This window comes from Flavobacterium ginsenosidimutans, from assembly GCF_003254625.1.
Lineage (GTDB): Bacteria > Bacteroidota > Bacteroidia > Flavobacteriales > Flavobacteriaceae > Flavobacterium > Flavobacterium ginsenosidimutans.
In genome coordinates, this window is sequence record NZ_QJRJ01000080.1 from 239,792 (window position 1) to 261,256 (window position 21,465).

26 protein-coding genes are annotated in these 21,465 nt (G+C 32.1%); 17 read left to right on the forward strand and 9 right to left on the reverse strand.

Features of this window, described 5'->3' with window-relative positions:
* Positions 1-90 precede the first annotated feature (90 nt).
* From trpD to DM444_RS17375, 12 genes are all read left to right on the forward strand, one after another.
* Complete coding sequence (gene trpD, locus DM444_RS17320) at positions 91-1,083, forward strand: anthranilate phosphoribosyltransferase (RefSeq protein ID WP_111288912.1); 993 nt, start codon at positions 91-93, stop codon at positions 1,081-1,083.
* A gap of 47 nt (positions 1,084-1,130) precedes the next feature.
* Entirely contained in the window at positions 1,131-1,910 is a 780-nt protein-coding gene (trpC, locus tag DM444_RS17325; protein WP_111288914.1) for an indole-3-glycerol phosphate synthase TrpC, read from the forward strand.
* Between the two features lie 105 nt (positions 1,911-2,015).
* Positions 2,016-2,648: a phosphoribosylanthranilate isomerase gene (locus DM444_RS17330; RefSeq protein WP_111288916.1), complete on the forward strand. Its 633-nt coding sequence runs from the start codon at positions 2,016-2,018 to the stop codon at positions 2,646-2,648.
* 12 nt (positions 2,649-2,660) lie between these two features.
* Complete coding sequence (gene trpB / locus DM444_RS17335; RefSeq protein WP_111288918.1) at positions 2,661-3,842, forward strand: tryptophan synthase subunit beta; 1,182 nt, start codon at positions 2,661-2,663, stop codon at positions 3,840-3,842.
* Between the two features lie 81 nt (positions 3,843-3,923).
* The gene (locus DM444_RS17340; protein WP_111288920.1) at positions 3,924-4,241 is read left to right on the forward strand and encodes a gamma-glutamylcyclotransferase family protein; all 318 of its coding nucleotides are present in this window, start codon (positions 3,924-3,926) and stop codon (positions 4,239-4,241) included.
* Between the two features lie 10 nt (positions 4,242-4,251).
* Positions 4,252-4,986, forward strand: coding sequence for a carbon-nitrogen hydrolase family protein (locus DM444_RS17345; RefSeq protein WP_111288922.1), 735 nt, complete (start codon positions 4,252-4,254; stop codon positions 4,984-4,986).
* A gap of 57 nt (positions 4,987-5,043) precedes the next feature.
* A complete protein-coding gene (trpA, locus tag DM444_RS17350) occupies positions 5,044-5,805 on the forward strand; it encodes a tryptophan synthase subunit alpha (RefSeq protein WP_111288924.1) in 762 nt (253 codons plus the stop codon).
* Positions 5,806-5,915: 110 nt separating this feature from the next.
* A complete protein-coding gene (locus DM444_RS17355; RefSeq protein ID WP_111288926.1) occupies positions 5,916-6,464 on the forward strand; it encodes a hypothetical protein in 549 nt (182 codons plus the stop codon).
* Positions 6,465-6,702: 238 nt separating this feature from the next.
* Positions 6,703-7,332 (forward strand): TetR/AcrR family transcriptional regulator, encoded by a 630-nt coding sequence (locus DM444_RS17360; RefSeq protein ID WP_111288928.1) that lies wholly within the window; start codon positions 6,703-6,705, stop codon positions 7,330-7,332.
* Positions 7,322-8,641, forward strand: coding sequence for a TolC family protein (locus DM444_RS17365; protein ID WP_111288930.1), 1,320 nt, complete (start codon positions 7,322-7,324; stop codon positions 8,639-8,641). Before DM444_RS17360 ends, DM444_RS17365 begins: the two co-directional genes overlap by 11 nt.
* A 12-nt stretch (positions 8,642-8,653) precedes the next feature.
* A complete protein-coding gene (locus DM444_RS17370) occupies positions 8,654-9,733 on the forward strand; it encodes an HlyD family secretion protein (protein ID WP_111288932.1) in 1,080 nt (359 codons plus the stop codon).
* Positions 9,734-9,737: 4 nt separating this feature from the next.
* Complete coding sequence (locus DM444_RS17375) at positions 9,738-11,327, forward strand: MDR family MFS transporter (RefSeq protein WP_111288934.1); 1,590 nt, start codon at positions 9,738-9,740, stop codon at positions 11,325-11,327.
* A gap of 178 nt (positions 11,328-11,505) precedes the next feature.
* Here the strand turns inward: DM444_RS17375 and yaaA are convergent, their stop codons facing one another.
* The gene (gene yaaA, locus DM444_RS17380) at positions 11,506-12,264 is read right to left on the reverse strand and encodes a peroxide stress protein YaaA (RefSeq protein WP_111288936.1); all 759 of its coding nucleotides are present in this window, start codon (positions 12,262-12,264) and stop codon (positions 11,506-11,508) included.
* Positions 12,265-12,797: 533 nt separating this feature from the next.
* Between yaaA and DM444_RS17385 the strand changes: the two genes are divergently transcribed.
* The 5 genes from DM444_RS17385 (at position 12,798) to DM444_RS17405 (ending at position 16,555) form a co-directional block, all read left to right on the forward strand.
* Positions 12,798-13,118, forward strand: a complete 321-nt coding sequence (locus DM444_RS17385) for a GxxExxY protein (RefSeq protein ID WP_317048486.1) — start codon at positions 12,798-12,800, stop codon at positions 13,116-13,118.
* A gap of 70 nt (positions 13,119-13,188) precedes the next feature.
* The gene (locus DM444_RS17390) at positions 13,189-14,619 is read left to right on the forward strand and encodes a CCA tRNA nucleotidyltransferase (RefSeq protein ID WP_162614992.1); all 1,431 of its coding nucleotides are present in this window, start codon (positions 13,189-13,191) and stop codon (positions 14,617-14,619) included.
* The gene (locus DM444_RS17395) at positions 14,619-14,987 is read left to right on the forward strand and encodes a hypothetical protein (RefSeq protein WP_111288938.1); all 369 of its coding nucleotides are present in this window, start codon (positions 14,619-14,621) and stop codon (positions 14,985-14,987) included. Before DM444_RS17390 ends, DM444_RS17395 begins: the two co-directional genes overlap by 1 nt.
* Positions 14,984-16,009: a COX15/CtaA family protein gene (locus tag DM444_RS17400; protein ID WP_111288940.1), complete on the forward strand. Its 1,026-nt coding sequence runs from the start codon at positions 14,984-14,986 to the stop codon at positions 16,007-16,009. The genes DM444_RS17395 and DM444_RS17400 overlap by 4 nt, the downstream gene beginning before the upstream one ends.
* 24 nt (positions 16,010-16,033) lie before the next feature.
* On the forward strand, positions 16,034-16,555 hold the full coding sequence (locus DM444_RS17405) for a hypothetical protein (RefSeq protein WP_111288942.1): 522 nt from the start codon (positions 16,034-16,036) through the stop codon (positions 16,553-16,555).
* On the opposite strand, the gene DM444_RS17410 is transcribed toward DM444_RS17405, so the two are convergent.
* From DM444_RS17410 to DM444_RS17445, 8 genes are read right to left on the reverse strand one after another with little or no spacing between them, the layout of a single operon-like run.
* Complete coding sequence (locus DM444_RS17410) at positions 16,556-17,323, reverse strand: LytR/AlgR family response regulator transcription factor (RefSeq protein WP_111288944.1); 768 nt, start codon at positions 17,321-17,323, stop codon at positions 16,556-16,558.
* A 40-nt stretch (positions 17,324-17,363) separates the two neighbouring features.
* Complete coding sequence (locus DM444_RS17415; RefSeq protein ID WP_111288946.1) at positions 17,364-17,744, reverse strand: 2TM domain-containing protein; 381 nt, start codon at positions 17,742-17,744, stop codon at positions 17,364-17,366.
* Positions 17,745-17,764: 20 nt separating this feature from the next.
* Positions 17,765-18,070, reverse strand: a complete 306-nt coding sequence (locus DM444_RS17420; RefSeq protein WP_239455709.1) for a 2TM domain-containing protein — start codon at positions 18,068-18,070, stop codon at positions 17,765-17,767.
* A 2-nt stretch (positions 18,071-18,072) separates the two neighbouring features.
* Positions 18,073-18,402, reverse strand: coding sequence for a 2TM domain-containing protein (locus DM444_RS17425; protein ID WP_111288950.1), 330 nt, complete (start codon positions 18,400-18,402; stop codon positions 18,073-18,075).
* Entirely contained in the window at positions 18,383-18,706 is a 324-nt protein-coding gene (locus DM444_RS17430; RefSeq protein WP_111288952.1) for a 2TM domain-containing protein, read from the reverse strand. The genes DM444_RS17425 and DM444_RS17430 overlap by 20 nt, the downstream gene beginning before the upstream one ends.
* On the reverse strand, positions 18,706-20,043 hold the full coding sequence (locus tag DM444_RS17435; protein ID WP_111288954.1) for a 2TM domain-containing protein: 1,338 nt from the start codon (positions 20,041-20,043) through the stop codon (positions 18,706-18,708). Before DM444_RS17435 ends, DM444_RS17430 begins: the two co-directional genes overlap by 1 nt.
* A gap of 20 nt (positions 20,044-20,063) precedes the next feature.
* The gene (locus DM444_RS17440; RefSeq protein ID WP_111288956.1) at positions 20,064-20,684 is read right to left on the reverse strand and encodes a hypothetical protein; all 621 of its coding nucleotides are present in this window, start codon (positions 20,682-20,684) and stop codon (positions 20,064-20,066) included.
* Between the two features lie 51 nt (positions 20,685-20,735).
* Positions 20,736-21,143 carry a DUF2141 domain-containing protein gene (locus DM444_RS17445; RefSeq protein WP_111288958.1) on the reverse strand — a complete coding sequence of 136 codons (408 nt, stop codon included), beginning with the start codon at positions 21,141-21,143 and terminating at the stop codon, positions 20,736-20,738.
* Positions 21,144-21,465 lie beyond the last annotated feature (322 nt).

Genomic DNA, 21,465 nt, shown 5'->3' on the forward strand with positions numbered 1-21,465 from the left:
TAGTCGCAGTCTCAGTTTTCAGTCACAGAAAACATGAAACAAAAAACTTAGAATCTCAGCATCTTAGAACCTTAGCAACTTTAAAAATAAATGAAAACTATATTAAACAAATTAATCAACCACGAAGTTCTTACTAAAGAAGAAGCAAAAAACGTATTGATTAATATTTCAAGCGGTCAATATAATCCAAGTCAGATTTCGGCATTTTTGACTGTTTTTATGATGCGAAGCATTACTATTGATGAACTTTCTGGCTTTCGCGAAGCTTTGTTAGAATTATGTATTCGAGTTGATTTATCAGCTTACAATACGATCGATTTATGCGGAACTGGCGGTGACGGAAAGGACACTTTCAACATTTCGACTTTAGCTTCTTTTGTATCTGCTGGAGCAGGAATAAAAGTGGCAAAACATGGAAATTACGGGGTTTCATCCATTTCTGGATCAAGCAACGTAATGGAGAAAATGGGAATTAAATTCAGCAACGATCCTTCATTTTTAGAAAAATGTATCGATCAAGCTGGAATCTGCGTTTTGCACGCTCCCCTATTTCACCCAGCAATGAAAAATGTTGGACCAATTAGAAAAGAATTGGCAGTAAAAACATTCTTTAATATGTTGGGACCAATGGTTAATCCAGCATTTCCACAAAATCAATTGGTTGGAGTTTTCAACTTAGAACTGGCGAGAATGTATGCGTATTTATATCAAAATACCGATACCAATTTCACGATCTTACATTCACTTGACGGATATGATGAAATTTCGTTAACTGGACCAACCAAAACGATTTCTAATCACATGGAAGGAATGCTGAATCCAGAAGATTTTGGCGTTCGTCTTTTATCTCAAACAGAAATTGAAGGTGGAAAAACAATTGAAGAATCTGCTGAAATTTTTACGAATATCATTTCTGGAAGAGGAAACGAAGCTCAAAATAATGTGGTTTGTGCCAATGCTGCAATGGCAATTTCAACCGTTACAAAATGTTCTCCAAAAGAAGGTTTTGAATTAGCAAAAGAAAGCTTGCTATCTGGAAAAGGATTAAAAGCTTTACAAAAATTACAACAATTATCACTTTAAAAAAAGCTTAGTATCTCAGTATCTTAGAATCTTAGCACCTTAAAAAAATGAACATTTTAGATAAAATAATAATAGACAAAAAAAGAGAAGTGATTTTGAAGAAATCGATTATTCCGGTTTCTCAGTTGGAAGCTTCTGTATTTTTTGGAAAACAGACCATTTCTCTTAGTCAGAAATTAAAAGAAAGTAATTCTGGAATTATTGCAGAACACAAACGCCGTTCACCTTCAAAATCAATCATCAACAATAATTTTACAGTTGAAGAAGTAGTAAAAGGTTACGAAAATGCAGGTGCTTGCGGAATCTCTGTTTTAACCGATGGAAAATATTTCGGCGGATCTTTAGACGATTTACTTTTAGCAAGAGCTTCAGTAAATATTCCGCTTTTACGAAAAGAATTTATTGTAGACGAATATCAAATTTTAGAAGCAAAAGCTCACGGAGCCGATTTAATTTTATTAATCGCAGCCGTTTTAACGCGTGAAGAAATCAAATCATTATCTCAATTTGCTAAAAATTTAGGCTTAGAAGTTTTACTGGAAGTTCACAATCAAGAAGAATTAGAAAAATCTATTATGCCGACTTTAGACATGATTGGTGTAAACAACAGAAACCTAAAAACATTCGAAGTAAGTTTAGATTTCAGTAAAGAATTGGCATCTCAAATTCCGAATGATTTTGTAAAAGTTTCTGAAAGCGGTATTTCATCAATTGAAGCCATTCAAGAACTTAAACCTTACGGATACAAAGGTTTCCTAATTGGAGAAAACTTCATGAAAACTGATAACGCAGGAAAAGCGGCGATTGACTTTATAAGTCAGCTGTAAGCCGTAAGCTATAGGCAATAAGCTTTTAGCAAAAGTTAAATAAAAAAATCAGCACAAAGCAAAGAGCTTAAAGCTTATTGCCTACTGCTTAAAGCATCAAAAAAAATGAAACTCAAAATATGCGGCATGAAATACCCAGAAAATATCCTCGAAGTAGGCGCGCTCCTACCCGATTATATGGGATTTATTTTCTGGGAAAAGTCTGCTAGATATTGCAATGGGAATGTTCCCGAATTGATAAAAACAATCAAAAAAGTAGGCGTTTTTGTCAATCAAAGTCAGGAAGAAATTCTAGAAAAAGTAGAAAAATACAATTTACAAGCAGTTCAATTACACGGAGAAGAATCTGTTGAATTTTGTTCAGCATTAAAAGAAAAACTTCCAAAGAAAATTGAAATTATCAAAGTCTTTTCGGCCGATGAAAATTTTGATTTTGAAATTATAAAACCTTTTGAAAATGTCTGCGATTATTTTCTGTTTGACACAAAAGGAAAACTTCCAGGCGGAAACGGAACAACTTTCGACTGGAGCATATTAAAAAAATACAATTCGAAAAAGCCTTTCTTTTTGAGCGGCGGTATTGGAATGAACGAATTAAAAGCCATTGAAGAAATTTCAAAAACCAAATTACCGATTTACGCTGTTGATGTAAATAGTAAATTTGAAATCGAACCAGGGCTTAAAAATAAAAATCTATTAAGCAATTTCAAGCGAAAATTTGATGTTGCCAACTTTTAAAATTTAAACAAAATGAGTTTTAACGTTAACGAAAAAGGATATTACGGAGAATTTGGCGGTGCTTATATTCCAGAAATGTTATATCCAAATGTAGAAGAACTACGTCAGAAGTATTTAAGCATAATGGATGAACCAGATTTTAAAGCCGAGTTCAACCAATTGCTGAAAGATTACGTTGGACGCCCTAGTCCGTTGTATTTTGCAAAACGTTTATCTGAGAAATACAATACCAAAGTTTATCTAAAAAGAGAAGACTTAAACCATACGGGAGCACACAAAGTTAACAACACAATTGGACAAATCTTACTTGCAAAACGTTTAGGTAAAAAAAGAATTATTGCCGAAACTGGAGCTGGACAACACGGTGTAGCAACAGCAACAGTTTGTGCATTAATGGGAATTGAATGCATCGTTTACATGGGTGAAATCGACATTGCGCGTCAGGCACCAAACGTGGCACGTATGAAAATGTTAGGCGCAGAAGTTCGTCCTGCACTTTCGGGTTCAAGAACTTTAAAAGATGCTACAAATGAGGCAATTCGTGATTGGATTAATAACCCAGTTGACACACATTATATAATCGGATCTGCAATTGGACCACATCCTTACCCAGATATGGTGACACGTTTCCAAAGCATTATTTCTGAGGAAATCAAATGGCAGTTAAAAGAAAAAGAAGGTCGTGAGAATCCTGATTATGTAGTAGCTTGTATTGGCGGAGGAAGTAATGCTGCTGGAACTTATTATCACTTTTTACACGAACCAGAAGTTGGAATTATCGCGGTTGAAGCTGCTGGAAAAGGTGTTGACAGTGGACATAGCGCTGCAACTAGTAAATTAGGGAAAGTTGGTGTTATTCATGGTTGTAAAACACTTTTAATGCAAACCCCAGACGGACAAATTACAGAACCTTATTCTATTTCTGCAGGTTTGGATTATCCTGGAGTTGGGCCTTTACACGCGCATTTAGCTCAAACTGGACGTGGAGAATTTTTCTCTGTAACCGATGATGATGCTATGAACGCTGGTCTTCAATTAACAAAATTAGAAGGAATTATTCCAGCAATTGAAAGTGCACACGCTTTTGCGGTTCTGGATCAAAAGAAATTTAAGCCTACAGATGTTGTAGTAATCAGTCTTTCTGGACGTGGAGATAAAGATTTAGATAATTATATTGAATATTTTAAATTGTAATAAAAGTTATACTTTTGGATAATTTACTTTAATGAATTAAGTTTTTATTCAAAATAACCAAATAACGAGAAAATAGTAATTATGGAAAAGTTATTCTCATACGGAACATTACGATCAAAAGAAATTCAAAGACAAATTTTTAATAGAGTATTAACTGGTACTGCAGATCAAGTATTAGGCTATAAACTCAAAAGTTTAAAAATTGAAGAAGAGTTTGGAATGGCCGATTATGTTGTAGCAGTAGCCAGCGAAAATCCAACAGATATTATACACGGTGTAATTTTCACGATTTCTAATGCCGATTTAGCAAAAGTAGACCTGTTCGAATCTAATGCTTACAGAAGAGTTCAAGTGACATTACAGTCGGGAGAAACTGCTTGGATTTATATCGAAAATTAACATTCAAAAAATGATTTTAGCTGCGGCGCAAACAAAACCAAAACGCGGAGATATATCTGCTAATTTACTGAATCATTATCATCTTATTGACTTGGCGGCTCAAAATGGCGCCAATTTGATTGCTTTTCCAGAACTATCGATTACTGGATATGAAAGAGAAAATGCAGAAGCATTAATTTTTACAGAAGATGATTATCGAATCGATCATTTAAAAGAATTATCGGTTAGAAACAATATGGTCATTATTGCTGGAGCGCCAATTTTGATAGATTCGAAAATGTTTATTGGCGAATTTATTATAGCTCCAGATGATTCAGTTTCTATTTATACGAAACAGTTTTTGCATGAAGGAGAAGATGATTTTTTTCAATCTTCGTTGGATCATAATCCGATGATTACTATAAAAGATCAAAATATTTCTTTTGCGATTTGCGCCGATATTGATAATCCGCTGCATCCTGAAAATGCGAAGAAAAGAGACACTGATGTTTATATTGCCAGCATTTTCTTTTCACCAAATGGAATTCCGAATGCGTACAGAGATTTACAAAATTATGCTGAAAAACATAGAATGAATGTTTTAATGTCGAATTTCAGCGGAGAATCTTGGGGATCGCCGTCAGCTGGTCAAAGTGCTTTTTGGAATAACAAAGGAGAATTAGTTGCCCAAATGAATGATTCAGATTCTGGATTATTGCTTGTTGAAAAAAAAGGTGATGATTGGACGAGTAAAATTATCAATTAATTAAAGTAAAAAAACACCTAACAGTTTTGAAAACTTGTTGGGATAAAAAATATTAAAATGAACAGAATAACTCAAAAGTTACAAGAAGATAAAAAGATACTTTCTATTTATTTTTCTGCCGGATATCCTAATTTAAATGATACTGTGCAGATGATTCAGGATTTAGAAAAAAATGGAGTTGATTTAATTGAAATTGGTCTTCCTTTTAGCGATCCTTTGGCAGACGGACCAACAATTCAGGCGAGTTCTACACAAGCGCTTCATAACGGAATGACAACTCAAATTCTTTTTGATCAGCTGAAGAACATTCGCGAAAGCGTAAAAATTCCGTTGATTATTATGGGATATTTTAATCCGATGTTACAATACGGAGTTGAAGCTTTCTGCAAAAAATGTGCTGAAATTGGTATTGACGGTCTAATCATCCCAGATCTTCCGGTTGATGTTTATGCTGATGAATACAAAGCCATTTTTGAAAAATACGGTTTAATTAATGTATTCCTAATTACGCCTCAAACTTCAGATGAGCGTATTCGTTTTATCGACAGCGTTTCAAACGGATTTATTTATATGGTAAGTTCTGCGAGTGTTACAGGATCACAAAGTGGTTTTGGAGATGTTCAGGAAACGTATTTTGAAAGAATTTCAAATCTAAATTTAAAAAATCCTCAAATTGTTGGTTTCGGAATTTCAAATAAAGAAACTTTCAACCAAGCCACTAAATATGCGAAAGGTGCAATTATAGGAAGTGCTTTTATTAAACATTTAAGCGAAAACGGAAGCGGAAAAATTGCTGAATTTGTTGGAGAGATTCGATAGATTATAAAATTCATAAAACACAAAACGACATTTATTTTTTAAGTGTCGTTTTTTTATGCGATGATATTAATGCATATATTTAAGCAATAACTATTATTTCAGAATAACACATGAAAAAAATTCAGTTCGTATTAGCTTTACTTTTTATTATCTCAAGTTGTCAAAAAAAATCTGATTACTCGAAATTAACTTATAATCAAAAGGCAAACGAATTAATTCAGCAAGTCCTTATAAATGAATCTTGTAATTGTGTTATGGAAATATCAGATATGACAATGATTAAAACAAGCATGGCAGAAAATCCTAGATTCGATATTAGGAAAGAAATAGTAAAAAAACTGCATTTAAGAAACAAGGAACAATTAGATACTTTGGAAAACATTTCTAAAAGTTTTATCCTAGATACTGTTTTTTTAAAACATAAAAACATAAAAATTATTAAGCGAGATTCTATAACTATTTCGAATATAATTAAAGATCATAGTCGTGAACTTATAAAAAAATGTCCTAATGGAGTTTTAAGCTTTACAAAACCAATTTTACACGAAGAAGGTAGAATTGCATTAGTAGATGCTAAGGTGGCTTTTTTTAGCTGTCTTTCAAGTCCATTAAAAATTTACATTTACAGAAATGAAAAATGGGTATGTGATAAAAATTAAAAGCAATATTAAAAAAAATTGACAAAGATTAAAACTTTTGATTACGGAGTTACTTGTGAAGATTCCTCTTTCGTCGGAATGACAAAACAGACTTGAAAAGCTGAAATACCAAGTGTTTCAGCTTTTTTTTGCTCCAAATTATCGAAACCGTTTTATGTTAATATTATGTTAAAATAAAATTAAACAAGCGTTTAAATTAAACAACTGTTTAATTTTGCATCCGATTAGAAACACTATCATGTCAAACATCGAATTAAACGATAAAAAAATTCAGATTCTTGAAGTTGCAGAAAAGCTATTTTCTGAGAAAGGATTTGAGGGTACATCGATACGGGATATCTCTAAAGAGGCAAAAATTAACATTGCCATGGTCTCGTATTATTTTGGTTCAAAAGAAAGGCTTTTGGAAGCTCTAATTCTCTACAAAACTGTTGATTTAAAGTTGCAACTCGAAAATTTATTACAGGAAAATCTTGAACCGCTTGAAAAAGTCAATAAATTAATCGAAATTTACATTAACAGAATTTGTCTTAACAAGGGGATTTACAGGGTTTTACATTTTGAACTTAACAGTAAAAAAAGAGAGAAAAGCCTTAATGCTTTTACAGAACTTAAAAAAGGAAACTTAAAATCTGTTGAAAGTATTATTAAACAGGGACAAGCTCAAGGCGTTTTCAGAAAAGATATTAATATTCAACTGATTACACCAACAATTATTGGAACCTTTTTTCACTTTCACATGAATCGCTCTTTCTTCGAAGAATTACTGGATTTAAAAACAGAAGAAATGTTTAACAATTACATTAAAAATGATCTTACAAAGCACATTCAACAAACTATAAAAGCGCTACTTGTTTATGAAAATTAGTCAATTAATGCTCTTTGGAGTTTTCTTTATCGGAATATCTTCAATAGAAGCACAAGAAAAAACAAGTTTAACCTTGGGCGAGGCCGTACAAATGGCTTGGGAAAAGAGTAACGAAGTTACGCTTGCCAATACTAAGGTAAACACAAAAATGTACGAATTAAAAACCGTAAAAAACAATCAGTACCCAGATCTTAAAATTTCAGGTCAATATCAGCGTCTAACAAAAGCATCAATTGATTTGCCAAATCAAGGTGAAAGTGCTTCATTAGCTTCTCCAGACAGAGCAATGCTTGGAATGGCGAACTTAAGCCTTCCTATTTTTGCTGGATTTAAAATTCAAAGTAGCATAGATGCGTATGAAGGAATGTACGAAGCAGAAACTGCTAATGCTGCTAAAACCAAAGAAGATGTTGCTTTAAAAGCAATCACTTATTACACAGCACTGTACAAAGCTCAAAAAACATTAGATGTTTTAAACGAAAATCAAAAAAGCGCTAAGCAACGTGTTACCGATTTTACAGAGTTGGAGAAAAACGGAATTATTCCGAGAAATGATTTATTAAAAGCGCAATTATTAGTTTCTAAAACGCAATTATCTATTGATGAAGCTAATAATAATATTAATAACATCAATTACTACCTAACTACATTGCTTAAATTAGATCCTAATGTAAAAATTCAGGTAAATGAAGAGGATTTCTTTAATCTTAAAACAAGCAATACTATAACATCTGATGCTGTTGCACTTGAGAGCAGAAAAGATTTAGAAGCAATAAGATTGCAAAGCAAAGCTTCTGAAGCTAATGTAAAAATTGCAAAAGCCGGATATTATCCAGCAATCTCATTACTTGGTGGTTATACAGCGTTGGATCTTAAAGATATCATAACTGTAAAATATGCTATGAATTTTGGAATCGGACTTTCTTATGATTTGTCAGGAATTCTAAAAAACAATGTACACGTGAAAGAGGCAGAAAGCAGAGCTTTAGAAGTAAAAAATACAGAAGCCATTATGACTGATCGTATTAAAGTTGAAGTTCAAAAATCTATTGAAGATTACGACTTAGCAATCAATCAAAGTGTTGTTTATGATGAAGCGCTTCAGCAAGCTGCAGAAAATTACAGATTAGTGAAAGATAAATTTGACAATGGTTTATCTGATACTAATGATTTGGTAGAAGCCGATGTAGAACATTTAAATGCCAAAATTCAAACTGCTTTATCTAAAGCAACAATTATTCAAAAATACTACGAATTACTTTCAGTATCAGGACAATTATCACAATCATTCAATCTTTCTAAAATATAATCGATAGCTCTCATGGAAAAGAAAAAGACAAATAAAAAATTCATCATCATATTAACCGTAATGGTTTTATTGGGAGGAACTTACGGAATATCAAAATATTTACACGGCCAAGCTCACGAAGAAACAGATGATGCTCAAATCGAGAAAAAAATGAATCCGATTATCCCGAGAGTTTCAGGATATATCAGCAAAGTATATGTGAAGGATAATGATTATGTAAAAAAAGGAGATACTTTGTTTACAATCGATAAGAGAGATTACCAATTAAAAATCGATGAAGCAAACGCTGCATTATTAGGAGCTGAAGGTCAATACGAAGCTGCAAAAGCTGATATTGGAAGCGCTTATGCAAGTATTTCTGTTTCAGATGCTCAAATGAGATCTGCAAGCGGTTCTATCGAAAGCGCTAAAATTAGATTGAGACAGCTTACAAACGATTATAACCGTTACAATAACTTGTACAAAACTCATACAATTACAAAACAACAATATGAGCAAGCTTTGACAGCAAAGGAAGAAGCTGAAAACCAAGTACGAGTTTTAGAACAACAACAAAAAGCTACTACTTATCAAAAATCTGTTATTCAGTCAAAATCTAAAGTTTCTGATAAACAAACAGAAGTTGCTGCTGCTAACATCAAAAAAGCAAGAACAATGCTAGATGTTGCGCATTTAAACCTTTCATATACTGTAGTTACTGCTGCAATTGATGGTCAAGTTTCTAAAGTTGATATTCAGCCAGGGCAATTAGTTCAGCCAGGACAATCTTTATTCTACATCATCAATAACAGTGAGGCTTGGGTTGTAGCTAACTTTAAAGAAACGCAATTGAACAAAATGGTGATTGGGCAAAAAGTAAGCTTAAAAGTTGATGCATATCCAAACTACGAATTCAAAGGAACTGTAACATCATTTTCTCCTGCAACAGGATCTCGTTTTTCATTGTTACCTCCTGATAACGCAACAGGAAACTTCGTAAAAACAATTCAGAGATTACCAGTAAAAATTAGTATCGATCAATCAAACGATCCTGAAAAAGTAAAATTATTACGCCCAGGTATGAACGTTGATGTAGACGTACATTTAAAATAAATAAATGGCAGCAGCAATACAAGCAGACGACGATTTAGTAGAATACGGTTACCGACGAGTGATTATTACAATTACAGCTGTACTTTGTGCATTGCTGGAAATTGTTGATACAACGATTGTAAACGTAGCTCTAACAGACATGCGCGGAAGTCTTGGTGCTACCTTGACCGATGTGGCGTGGGTTATTACAGCATACGCAATTGCGAATGTTATTGTAATTCCGATGACGAGCTGGCTATCGCAGCAATTTGGTAGACGTAATTATTTTGTGGCTTCAATCATAATATTTACAGTCTGTTCCTTCTTGTGTGGTAATGCCTCCAATATATGGGAACTTGTAGCCTTCCGATTCGTACAAGGTATGGGTGGTGGAGCACTTCTAGTAACAGCCCAAACAATTATTACAGAAAGTTACCCTGTAGCAAAACGTGGAATGGCGCAAGCGATTTACGGAATGGGTGTAATTGTAGGGCCAACTCTTGGACCGCCTTTGGGAGGATATTTAGTAGATAATTATTCTTGGCCTTATATTTTCTATATCAATATTCCGTTGGGAATTATTGCAACTATTTTGGCTTTAACATTCGTAAGAAGTCCTAAATATGGAGAAAAATTGAAAGCAAATCAGGTTGACTGGTGGGGAATTATCTTGTTAAGTGCCTTTATTGGTTCTTTACAATTCGTGCTAGAACACGGACAGCAAGACGACTGGTTTAATGATTCTTTAATCGTAACCTTAAGTGTTGTAACAGTTTTAGGATTGGTTTTATTTATCTGGAGAGAGCTTACTTATAAACACCCAATCGTAAACTTAAGTGTTCTAAAAGATGGAAACTTAAGAATTGGAACCATAATGTGTTTTATTCTTGGTTTTGGTCTATATGGTTCAACATTGATTATCCCAATTTACACGCAATCTATTTTAGGATGGACAGCAACTGATGCAGGTTTATTATTGATTCCAGGATCTATTACAACGGCGATCATGATGCCATTTGTTGGGAATATGATTCAGAAAGGTGTTCCTCAAGGGTATATGGTTGGAGTAGGATTTTTAATTTTCTTCTTCTTTACCTTTATGATGTACAGCCGAATGACACCAGACACTGGAGTTGAACATATGTATTGGCCTTTAATTTTAAGAGGTATTGGTTTAGGATTGCTTTTCGTTCCTATTACAACACTTTCTCTTTCTACTTTAAAAGGTAAGCAAATTGGTGAAGGGGCAGCATTTACTGGAATGATGCGTCAGTTAGGCGGATCTTTTGGTATCGCGATCATTACAACTTTCATCACACGTTTCAGCCAATCTCATAGAGTAGATTTAATTAATAACCTAGATCCTGCCAAATTTGACGTGCAGCAGCGAATTGCAGGAATGCAGCACGCTTTCATGGCAAAAGGATATAGCGCAGATGTTGCTTTGAAAAAAGCATATCAAGCTATAGAATATTCAGTAATGAAACAAAGTACTGTAATGGCTTATATGGATATTTTCCTCTATCTAGGAATAATGTTTTTATGTTGCATACCAATTATTCTCTTTATTAAAAAAGGGAAGAACAAAATTAGTGCAGCCGACGCAATGCATTAATAATAGATTTATAATACGCATAAACGCCGAATTCTTAGTTGAATTCGGCGTTGTTTTTTATAATAGTCGCAGTTCCCAGTGGCAGTATTCAGTTTATAAACTTTGCGTAAAACTTTGTGTCTTTGCGGTAAAAAAACTTAGAATCTTAGCAACTTAGAACCTTAGAATCTTTAAAAAATCATCTTGTAAAAACTAAATGATTGCCTTTAGAAAGATTCGCATCAAACTGATATCCTTCGTAATTAAAACCTTTCAAATCATCAATAGTTTCTGCGTTCGTATCAATAATATAACGCACCATCATACCTCTCGCCTTTTTTGCAAAGAAACTGATCATTTTTAGTTTTCCATCTTTATAATCTTTAAAATCTGGAGTAATTACAGAAACTTTTAAAGCTTTTACATCAACAGCCGAAAAATATTCGTTACTCGCTAAATTTACAAATAATTCGTCTTTTTTCAATTCTTTATTTAAAGCTTTAGTAACTGTAGGCTTCCAGAATTCGTGAAGGTTTTTAAATTCGGCAACTGGCATTTTAGTTCCCATTTCTAAACGGTAAGCCTGCATTAAATCTAATGGTTTTAAAAGTCCATAAAGTCCAGATAAGATTCTTAATTTATCTTGTAAAACATCTAATTTTTCTAACGGAATTGTATAAGCATCTAATCCTGTATAAACATCACCATCGAAAGTATAAACTGCCGGACGCGCATTTTCTGGCGTAAAAGGCGTTTTCCAATCCTGATTTCTTTTCCAGTTTAAATCGGCTAGCTTGTCTGAAATTGACATTAATTCTGATAATTCAGAAGGCTTTTTTTGTTTAACCACTTTATGAACTACTCTCGCTTCTTTTAAGAATGAAGGTTCAGTATATTGAGATGTTGGTAATTCTTTTTCAAAATTCAGTGATTTCGCTGGAGATATAACAATTTTCATGTGTGCATTTTTCTATGATTCAAAAATACAAATTGAATTTCTAAAAACAGATTATCGCAATTGATTTGTTTTATGGAGCCATATTTTTTTTCGCCACGAATTCACGAATTTATTTTTTAAAATCTTTGAGCAAAATTTCGAATGAATTTGTGTAATTCACTATCCTATTTTTTTTTAAATCAATTAAAATTAATTCGTGAATTCGTGGCGGAAAAATTTAAATCATGTCGAAATTCACGACTTAATTTTTAAAATCTGAACGTTCGATTTGTATTAATTCATGCAATTTACTTCCACTGTTTTTTATTTTCATAAAATTGAATTGAAAAATTGTGAATTTACTCAAAAAATTAGGCTGTAGATTATAAAAGGCATTTTCTATGTTGTAAATTTGCACCCATAAAATTCCAAAAACATTTTCAATACAAAAATTGAAAGTTGTATTCTAAATAATAGCCACAAATTCACGAATTAACTTTTTAAAAAATTAATTAGAAAAATTCGTGAATTCGTGGCGGAAAAAAATTTAGATCATGACAAAAATATTGTATCAAGAGGAAAGTTATCAAATAATCGGAATTTTATTTGATGTTCATAGAAATTTAGGTGGAGGCTTTTCTGAAATTGTATATAAAGATGCTTTAGAATACGAATTCAAGAAAGCAAATATTCCATTTGAAAGAGAAAAAGAATATTTAGTAAATTATAAAGACATAATTTTAGATCACAAATTTTATGCTGATTTTGTTTTGTTTGATAAAATTATACTTGAAATAAAATCAAGTGATTTTCTGCATCCAAAATATATTTCGCAATGTCTTAATTATTTAAAAGTATCCAAAAAAACAATTTAGCGATTTTGGCAAACTTTAATTCTACCTCACTTGAACACAAACGTATTATTTTATAAAAATTAGTGAATTCGTGGCGATACAAACAAATTACAAAACTGCTTTACAAAACAAAATCTTCGATATTATTTCGAAAGCTTCTCAGGAATTAAACGTTGACTCTTATGTGATCGGCGGATTTGTTCGTGATTTGCTTTTAAATCGAGGTTCAAAAAAAGATATTGATGTAGTTGCTGTTGGAAGCGGCATCGAATTAGCGCTTAAAGTTTCTGATTTACTTCCGAACAAACCAAAAGTTCAAGTTTTTAAAACTTATGGAACAGCAATGCTTCGTTTTGAAGATACCGATATTGAATTTGTTGGTGCGCGAAAAGAATCCTATAATCGTGACAGCCGAAATCCGATTGTGGAAAACGGAACTTTGCAAGACGATCAAAATCGTCGCGATTTTACAATCAATGCTTTTGCTTTATCTTTAAATAAAAACAATTTTGGAGATCTTTTAGACCCTTTTGATGGTTTAACCGATTTAGAAAATAAAACAATAAAAACGCCTTTGGATCCAGATATTACCTATTCTGATGATCCTTTGCGAATGCTTCGTGCGATTCGTTTTGCAACTCAATTGAATTTCGAAATCGAAGAAAATTCATTGAATGCCATCACAAAAAATGCAGAAAGAATCAAAATTATTTCTGGCGAAAGAATTGTTGACGAATTAAATAAAATTCTCTCTACAGATAAACCTTCAACAGGATTCTTACTTTTATATAAAACAGGACTTTTAGATCTAATTTTACCTGAATTAACGGCGTTGAATCAGGTAGAAGAAATTGAAGGTCATACGCATAAAAATAATTTTTATCACACTCTTGAAGTTGTAGACAATATCTGTCCAAACACAGATGACGTTTGGCTTCGCTGGTCGGCATTATTGCATGATATTGGAAAAGCGCCAACAAAACGTTTTACTAAAAAACAAGGTTGGACTTTTCACGGACACGAATTCTTGGGCGGAAAAATGGCTAAGAAAATATTCGAACGTTTGCACATGCCTTTGAACCATAAAATGAAATTCGTTCAGAAAATGGTTATTATGAGTTCACGTCCGATTGTTTTAGCACAGGATATTGTGACTGACAGCGCCGTTCGTCGTTTGGTTTTTGATGCTGGCGAAGATGTAGAAGATCTAATGACTTTATGTGAGGCCGACATCACAACTAAAAATCCAGCGAAATTCAAGAAATATCATAAAAACTTCGAAGTTGTCCGCAAGAAAATTGTAGAAGTCGAAGAACGTGACCACGTTCGTAATTTCCAACCTCCAATTACCGGAGAAGAAATTATGGAAATGTTCGACTTGAAACCTTCACGCGAAATCGGAATCTTAAAAGAAGCTGTAAAAGAAGCAATTCTTGAAGGTGATATTCCAAATGAATATCAAGCTGCTTATGATTTCGTGATTAAAAGAGCGGAAAAGTTAAATCTAACACCTAAGAAATAATGGATTTTTTAGGCGGCTTTTTTTTAGTAACATTTATTTTAATAATTTTTTACTCAAATTTTATATTTTTTAAAGAGCTAAAAAAGACCGAAAAAAAACATTTTAAACATAAATTATTCTACTTATTAATATCTATTTTTCTTCCCTGCTTTATAGTTTTCATTATCGCTGCTATCTTCACTAGTCCTGCTTTAATTGAAATGTCAGATTTAAAAATTGACATCAGTAATAATATCAATAGAGTAATTTTTGGAAGTTCAATATTAATAACAAGTATTTTAATAAATCTATATATAGTAAAATTCTATTTAAAAAGAATTTCAAACACCAAAAAAGAAAACGAAATCGAATTAATTGGAAAAGAATGAAAAAAGAGAATAAATCAGTAATCATTTGGTTACTATCGGGTTGTGTTTTATTATTTTTAATGGTCGTTGTGGGCGGAATTACTCGTCTGACCAATTCAGGTTTATCTATGACCGACTGGCATTTGGTAACCGATACCTTCCCGCCTTTAACAGATGCTAAATGGCAAGCTGCTTTTGACGAATACAAGAAGTTTCCAGAGTATCAAAAAATCAATATTCACAACGATTTTCAATTAGCAGATTATAAATTTATTTATTTCTGGGAATGGTTTCACCGTTTTATCGGACGTATTATTGGTTTAGTTTTCTTTGTGCCGTTTGTTTACTTTTTAGCTAAAAAGAGATTAGATACAGATACAATCAAAAAATGTGTCGTTCTTTTGGCGATGGGTGCTTTCCAAGGTTTCTTAGGATGGTTCATGGTAAGAAGCGGATTAATTGACAATCCTGATGTGAGCCACTTTAGACTTTCATTACACTTAACTTTTGCATTTATCACTTTTGCTTATACACTTTGGGTTGCATTAGATTTAATCTATCCTGAAAGAAATATCAACAAGATTTTGCCTCTTCGCAAAATTGCTCGTTTTGCTTTAGTCGCTTTATTAATCCAAATTATTTACGGCGGATTTGTAGCAGGTTTAAATGCAGGACTAATTCATAATCACTGGCCTTTAATGAGCGACGGAGAATTTATTCACGAATCGGTTTTTATTGAGCAATCTTCTTTAATAAAAAATTTAATTGAAGGTAAAAGTGGTGTTCAGTTTGTACACAGAACTTTTGCTTATGTTGTTGTGGCAATTATTCTTTTTCTTTTCTTCAAAAGCAAAAAATATTCACTTACGCGCACACAGGCAAACGGAATCAATACTTTGGTTGTTTTTGTTTTTATTCAATTCTTACTTGGAGTTTTCACATTATTATACAGTGTTCCATTGGCTTTAGGATTAATTCACCAAATTATGGCGTTTTTCCTTTTAAGCGCTATGACGTTTACATTGCATAGATTGAGTAAATAAACTAACTTTCATAAAAAAACATTTATGAAAACAGTCTGTTTTTTATTTACAATTATTTTTACTTGCATTGTTTCTGGGCAGACCAAAGATAATCCGTTAGTCATTTTGGATTCTAAATGTATTGGATATATGGAACAGGCAGAAAATACCTTGAAAAATATCAATCAGAATGATCTGTTGCCATTTATTTATAAAGGGAATGCTGAAGAAGTTGAGCAAAAGTTCGGTTCTAAATCGGGAGTTCTAATATTTGCTACCAAAAAATATATTCTTAATACGTTTTATCAAAACAATATTGAAAACTCTCCATTAAAAAAAGACATTCCAACAACGGATTGTTTATCTAAAATTGGGGTAATAGGAAGTATTGCGAGTAATATAAATCAACCTTATGATGAACTTGTAAATTATATCAGCATTACTCCGAACAATAAAGCAGTAAAAAAAATTGCGTCAATAACTTTTATAAAGCCTACTGACGCTCAAATAATTAATTCTGATTGGAAATTTGGAGCTATAGAAATTATGTCAACTATCGACAACTAATTATCCTAGCCAAGTCTTAAAATCTTGTACTTTTTCTCGGCTTACAATTACCTCATCTTCTTTATAAGTTGGAAGAATCACTTTAAGTCGAGAATTAGTATAAACCTGAATTTCTTTGATCGCTTTTAACGGAACAATAAATTTCCTGCTTACGCGAAAGAAATCCTTTTTATCAAGTTCTTGTTCTAAAATCTCCAGAGTCGAATCGATCAAGTAATCACGATTGTCGTAGGTATGAATGTAAGTTCCTTTATTTTCACTAAAGAAACATTCGATTTCTTCTGTGGTAATTACTTTTAAGTGTTGTCCAATTTTTACAGTAAACCTCTTTTTGTATGTTTTCTCAAAAGGATTTGACAGCATTTGGCGAATCTGCTCAAAATCTAACTGCAGATTTGAAGTTTCTGCTTCTGCTTTTGGCATTCGGGTTTTGAATTTAGAAACGGCCGTTTCCAGATCATCTTCATCAATTGGTTTTAAAAGATAATCGATACTATTTAGTTTAAATGCTTTTAAAGCATATTCATCATAAGCAGTTGTAAAAATGATCGCGCTTTTAATATCTATCTTTTCAAAAATTTCAAACGACAAACCATCTGATAATTGAATATCTAGAAAGATTAAATCGGGATGAGAATTGTTTTCAAACCATTCAACAGCTTCTTCGACAGAATGAAGCATGGTTTCTACTTTTACATTTAACTTTTCAAGTTTTCTTTGCAGCAATCTTGCAGCTGGTTTTTCGTCTTCTATAATTAATGTTATCATTTATTATATTGTAAAATTTAGAAAGAATAGTATTTCAAAGTTACTCCCATTTATTTTTATTTGCGGCGTCTTTCTCCATATATTTTTGAATTTTCTTTTGTTCCCAGTCTTCGCTGAAAAACAAATTAGAACCAAAAACAGATAATCCGTGAGCTAATAAACCAATTCCCCAAAAGAAAGCAGTTGAATAAGTATGCCATTCTGATAATCCGCTGAAATCAATTCCTTCAGTTAAATGATCTCTACTTAAACTAGAAACAATAATAATCGCATTTACAATGATATAAACTTTTAAATGCGAATAAAATCCTTTTATCTTTTTTACTTTTTTGTACGCTGCATTGTAACTCTCATCACCTGTATATTCTCCAGAATGCTGTTTTGCATATTCCTCGTACATATGTCTTCTAAAACGTCCCATGCTTTTATTTTTTTAAATAATTATTGCCACTTGTTTTTATTCTGTTTTTCCTTTTCCATAAACTCTTTGATTTTTCTTTCTTCCCATTCTTTACCCATTCCTGGAAAAACTTCAAAGACTTTTAATCCGTGAAAAATTACACCAACTCCCCACCATAATAATGGCCAAAAGAACCACAAATAGCTTGGCGATGTGTATAAATTTATAAAAATCAATATTGCATTTACTAATATGAAAGCAACTAGATTTCCATAAAATCCTTTAATATTTTCGACTTTTTTTCTAGCCTGAATATATCTTTCTTCTTCGCTTAAATTCATTTCCATGATTATTCCCATTTTTGTTTTTTATATTTTTTTTCTAAAATGCTTTTCATTTTTCGCTGTTCCCATTCTTGTCCGAAAATCTTATAAGAAGCAAACAAATCGATTGCAGAACCCACTATAACAGCCGACCAAATAATTACCACTACCCAATTGATGTATTTTATTGGAAAAAATTGCAGTGGTAGATTTGTATATTCTTTTAAAAGAAAAAGAATTAGTGCGATGGTGTAAATGAACAAATGTTTGTAAAAAGATTTCAACTGAATCACTTTTTTACTGGCCAATTCTTGCAGTATTATTTGTTCCTGATCGTTACTCAAATTTGTTTCCATGATTACTTTCTAATCGTTGTTTATTTTCTTTTTCTAGAATTTCCTGAATCTTTTTTTGTTCCCATTTTTTATTGAAAAAAGGTGGGAAACTAAAAACCTTCAATCCGTGTAAAATAATAGCCATTCCCCATCCCATTACAGACCAGATCCACCAAAGGTATTCTGGAGAAGTCATATAATTTACAACAATCACAATTGGATTACATAAAACGTAGACAGTCAAATGCTCATAAAATTCTCTAATTTCTTTGACTCTTTTTTGAGCATCGTAATAACGATCTGCTTCTGTGAAATCTTTTTCCATTATTTCCACGTTTTTTGCTTGTTATCTTTCTCTAAAATTTCTCGAATTTTTCTTTCTTCCCAATCAGAGCTGTATCCAAAAACTTTAAAAGCATGCATGGCAACTCCAAATCCCCATCCTAAAGCAGAAAACCAAAACCATTGAAATCCTGGTGAAAATTTTAAATTAATAAAAACCAAGAACGGAATCACACAACAGTATGAAATAATATTTCCATAAAATCCTTTTAGTTCTTCTACTCTTTTTTTGGCTCTATAATATGCTTTTGCTTCGTCTGTATATTCTGCACTCGTTTCCATAACGGTAATTTGTTTTGTTAAAATTGGAATCCTAACCGTGAAATTCTTCTCATCTTCCTGAACTTTCACTTTTCTGTCGGTTATAATTCCGTATCTGTTTACAATATTTTGCAATCCAACACCTTGTCTGTCCTGCAGCACTTCTTTTTTCTGAAGATCATTTTGAATTGCTAAATAATCTTTATCAATAAATATTCTAATATGAAGTGGTTTTTGCTCACTTACTATATTGTGTTTCACTGTATTCTCCAGCAAAAGCTGTAAAGAAAGCGGAACCACTTTTGCTTCCGGATTTATGTTTTCTGTTGGCAATTCGTAAAACAAACTATTTTCGAAACGCATTTTCAACAGATTCATATAGGTTTTTGCAAATGACAATTCATCTTCAACAGAAACTAATTCTTTGTCTTTTTGTTCTAAAACATATCTGTAAATTTTAGAAAGAGAAGTTGTAAAACGCTGCGCATTATCCGGATTTTCTTCGATCAAAGAACTTAAAACATTTAAACTATTAAACAGAAAATGCGGATCGATCTGGTTTTTTAAACTTTCAAATTTTGCATTTGCCGTTCCTGCGATAATCTTCTGTTGCGTGACTTTATTTTCCTGATAGAGTTTATAAAAATTAAGTCCGTGAAAAAACACTAAAACAATGAATGTCATTACCGAAGATTCTATATAATTTTCTGCTTTTTCATTGGCTAGAAAACCTAGAATTGTCTTATTCTCGATTATTATACTTGTAAACAAGCGCAATACACCAATTACAATCATTGACACAAAAAATGAACTTACAAAACCAATTAAAATTCTCTTTAGCGAATATGGATTTTCTCTGAATACTCTATCTAAAAATTCAAAAAGAACGACGTTTACGACATATAAAACCACACTGTAAAGCATGCAGTACAAGAAATAAATGTAAAGATTCTTGGTAAAAACTGCTGTTCCTATAGAAGCAAACCGAATTAGAAAAGAAAATAAAAATACTATTCCTCCAACTAAGCATGCTTTTAACAAATTAGGTTTTAATATCATGATGGCTTATAACTATTAAATTATTTACAGGTTTTTTGAATTTCTAACGCTCTTTCTAATCCCCATTTTGGAGAATATGGCGTTGCTGGTTTAAAATTATTAAAAAGTTCAATAGATTTATCAACTTGTGCACATAAAGGTTTTGTATCAACTCCTGTCCATTTTGCTCCTCCCAATTGATAATCTGCTTCACCAAAAACGGCTCTTGGATTATTTGGGTCTAATGTTTTAGCTTTCGCGTAAGCTTCCATCACCTTTCCAGAGTACTTCATTCCGTTTGTCATTGGGTCAGCAACAACATATCCTGTGTAAATTAAAGCTTGTAAAACATATAATTCTGAGTTGCTTTGATCTTTTATCATTTCAACATCTACAGCATCTTGCGCTTTTGTCAATAACAAATCGATTTTTGTTTTGTCTTTTTCTGTAAAAACAGCTAATGCATTTATTAAACCTACATAATAATTTGGTAAATAACTGTTTTTTTCAGCGCCAGCGATTCTTTCAAATAAAGCAGAAGCTTCAGTATTTTTTCCTTCTTTCCAAAGTCCGAAAGCTTTGTTCATTCCTTGTTCAAATTGTGTTTGAGCTGAACTTATTACTACTACAAATAGTGCTATTAAAGTGATGATTTTTTTCATTTTTTATAAGTTTTTTTAATGGTTTGTTTATATGGATTAGTTATTTGTTTATTAGAATGTAATTTCAATTTTTGAATCTTTATTGACATTAAATTTAGCATCACTATACAAAGGAGGTCCCATAAATCCTTTTGCATTATTCGAAGCTGCATATTCTTCTAATGGCATTCCCATTGCATTTCTGTCTAGCTTTCCGTTGATATTTTCATCATGATAAGTTGAAATTGCATATTCTCCCGCAGGAAGATCATCAAAAGTTACAACCGCTTGATTGTCTTTAATTTCGGAAGCAAGACTTTTGTAAGTAGATTTAAGAAACGTTCCGTCTGAATTATATAATCCTACTTTAACAACTCCTGTATCATTTTTCAAACCTGAAACAGCAACAGTTAATTTTACATTTTGTGCAGACATTAAGCTGCAGATAAATAAAATAGTTATTGTAATAATTTTGGTCATGATTTCTTTTTTTTAAAGTTTCTAAGTTACTAAGGTTCTGAGGTTCTAAGTTTTTTTATTGATGATTAAAACTCTTTTTTTAGGTTCAAAGATTCAGAGTTTTTGAATTTGCAAAGAAACCTTTGCTACTTTGTTACTTTGTAAATTTGAACCTTTATTTAATTTATACTTCAAAAATATGCTGGTTTTTACTCTTTTAAAATTAAATGATACTGAGTTGTTGATTTTGGTTACTGAATTGTTTCTTTTTAAGTTACTAAGGTTCTGAGGGACTAAGTTTCTAAGTTTTTTTTCCCTTAGCACCTTAGTATCTTAGAACCTT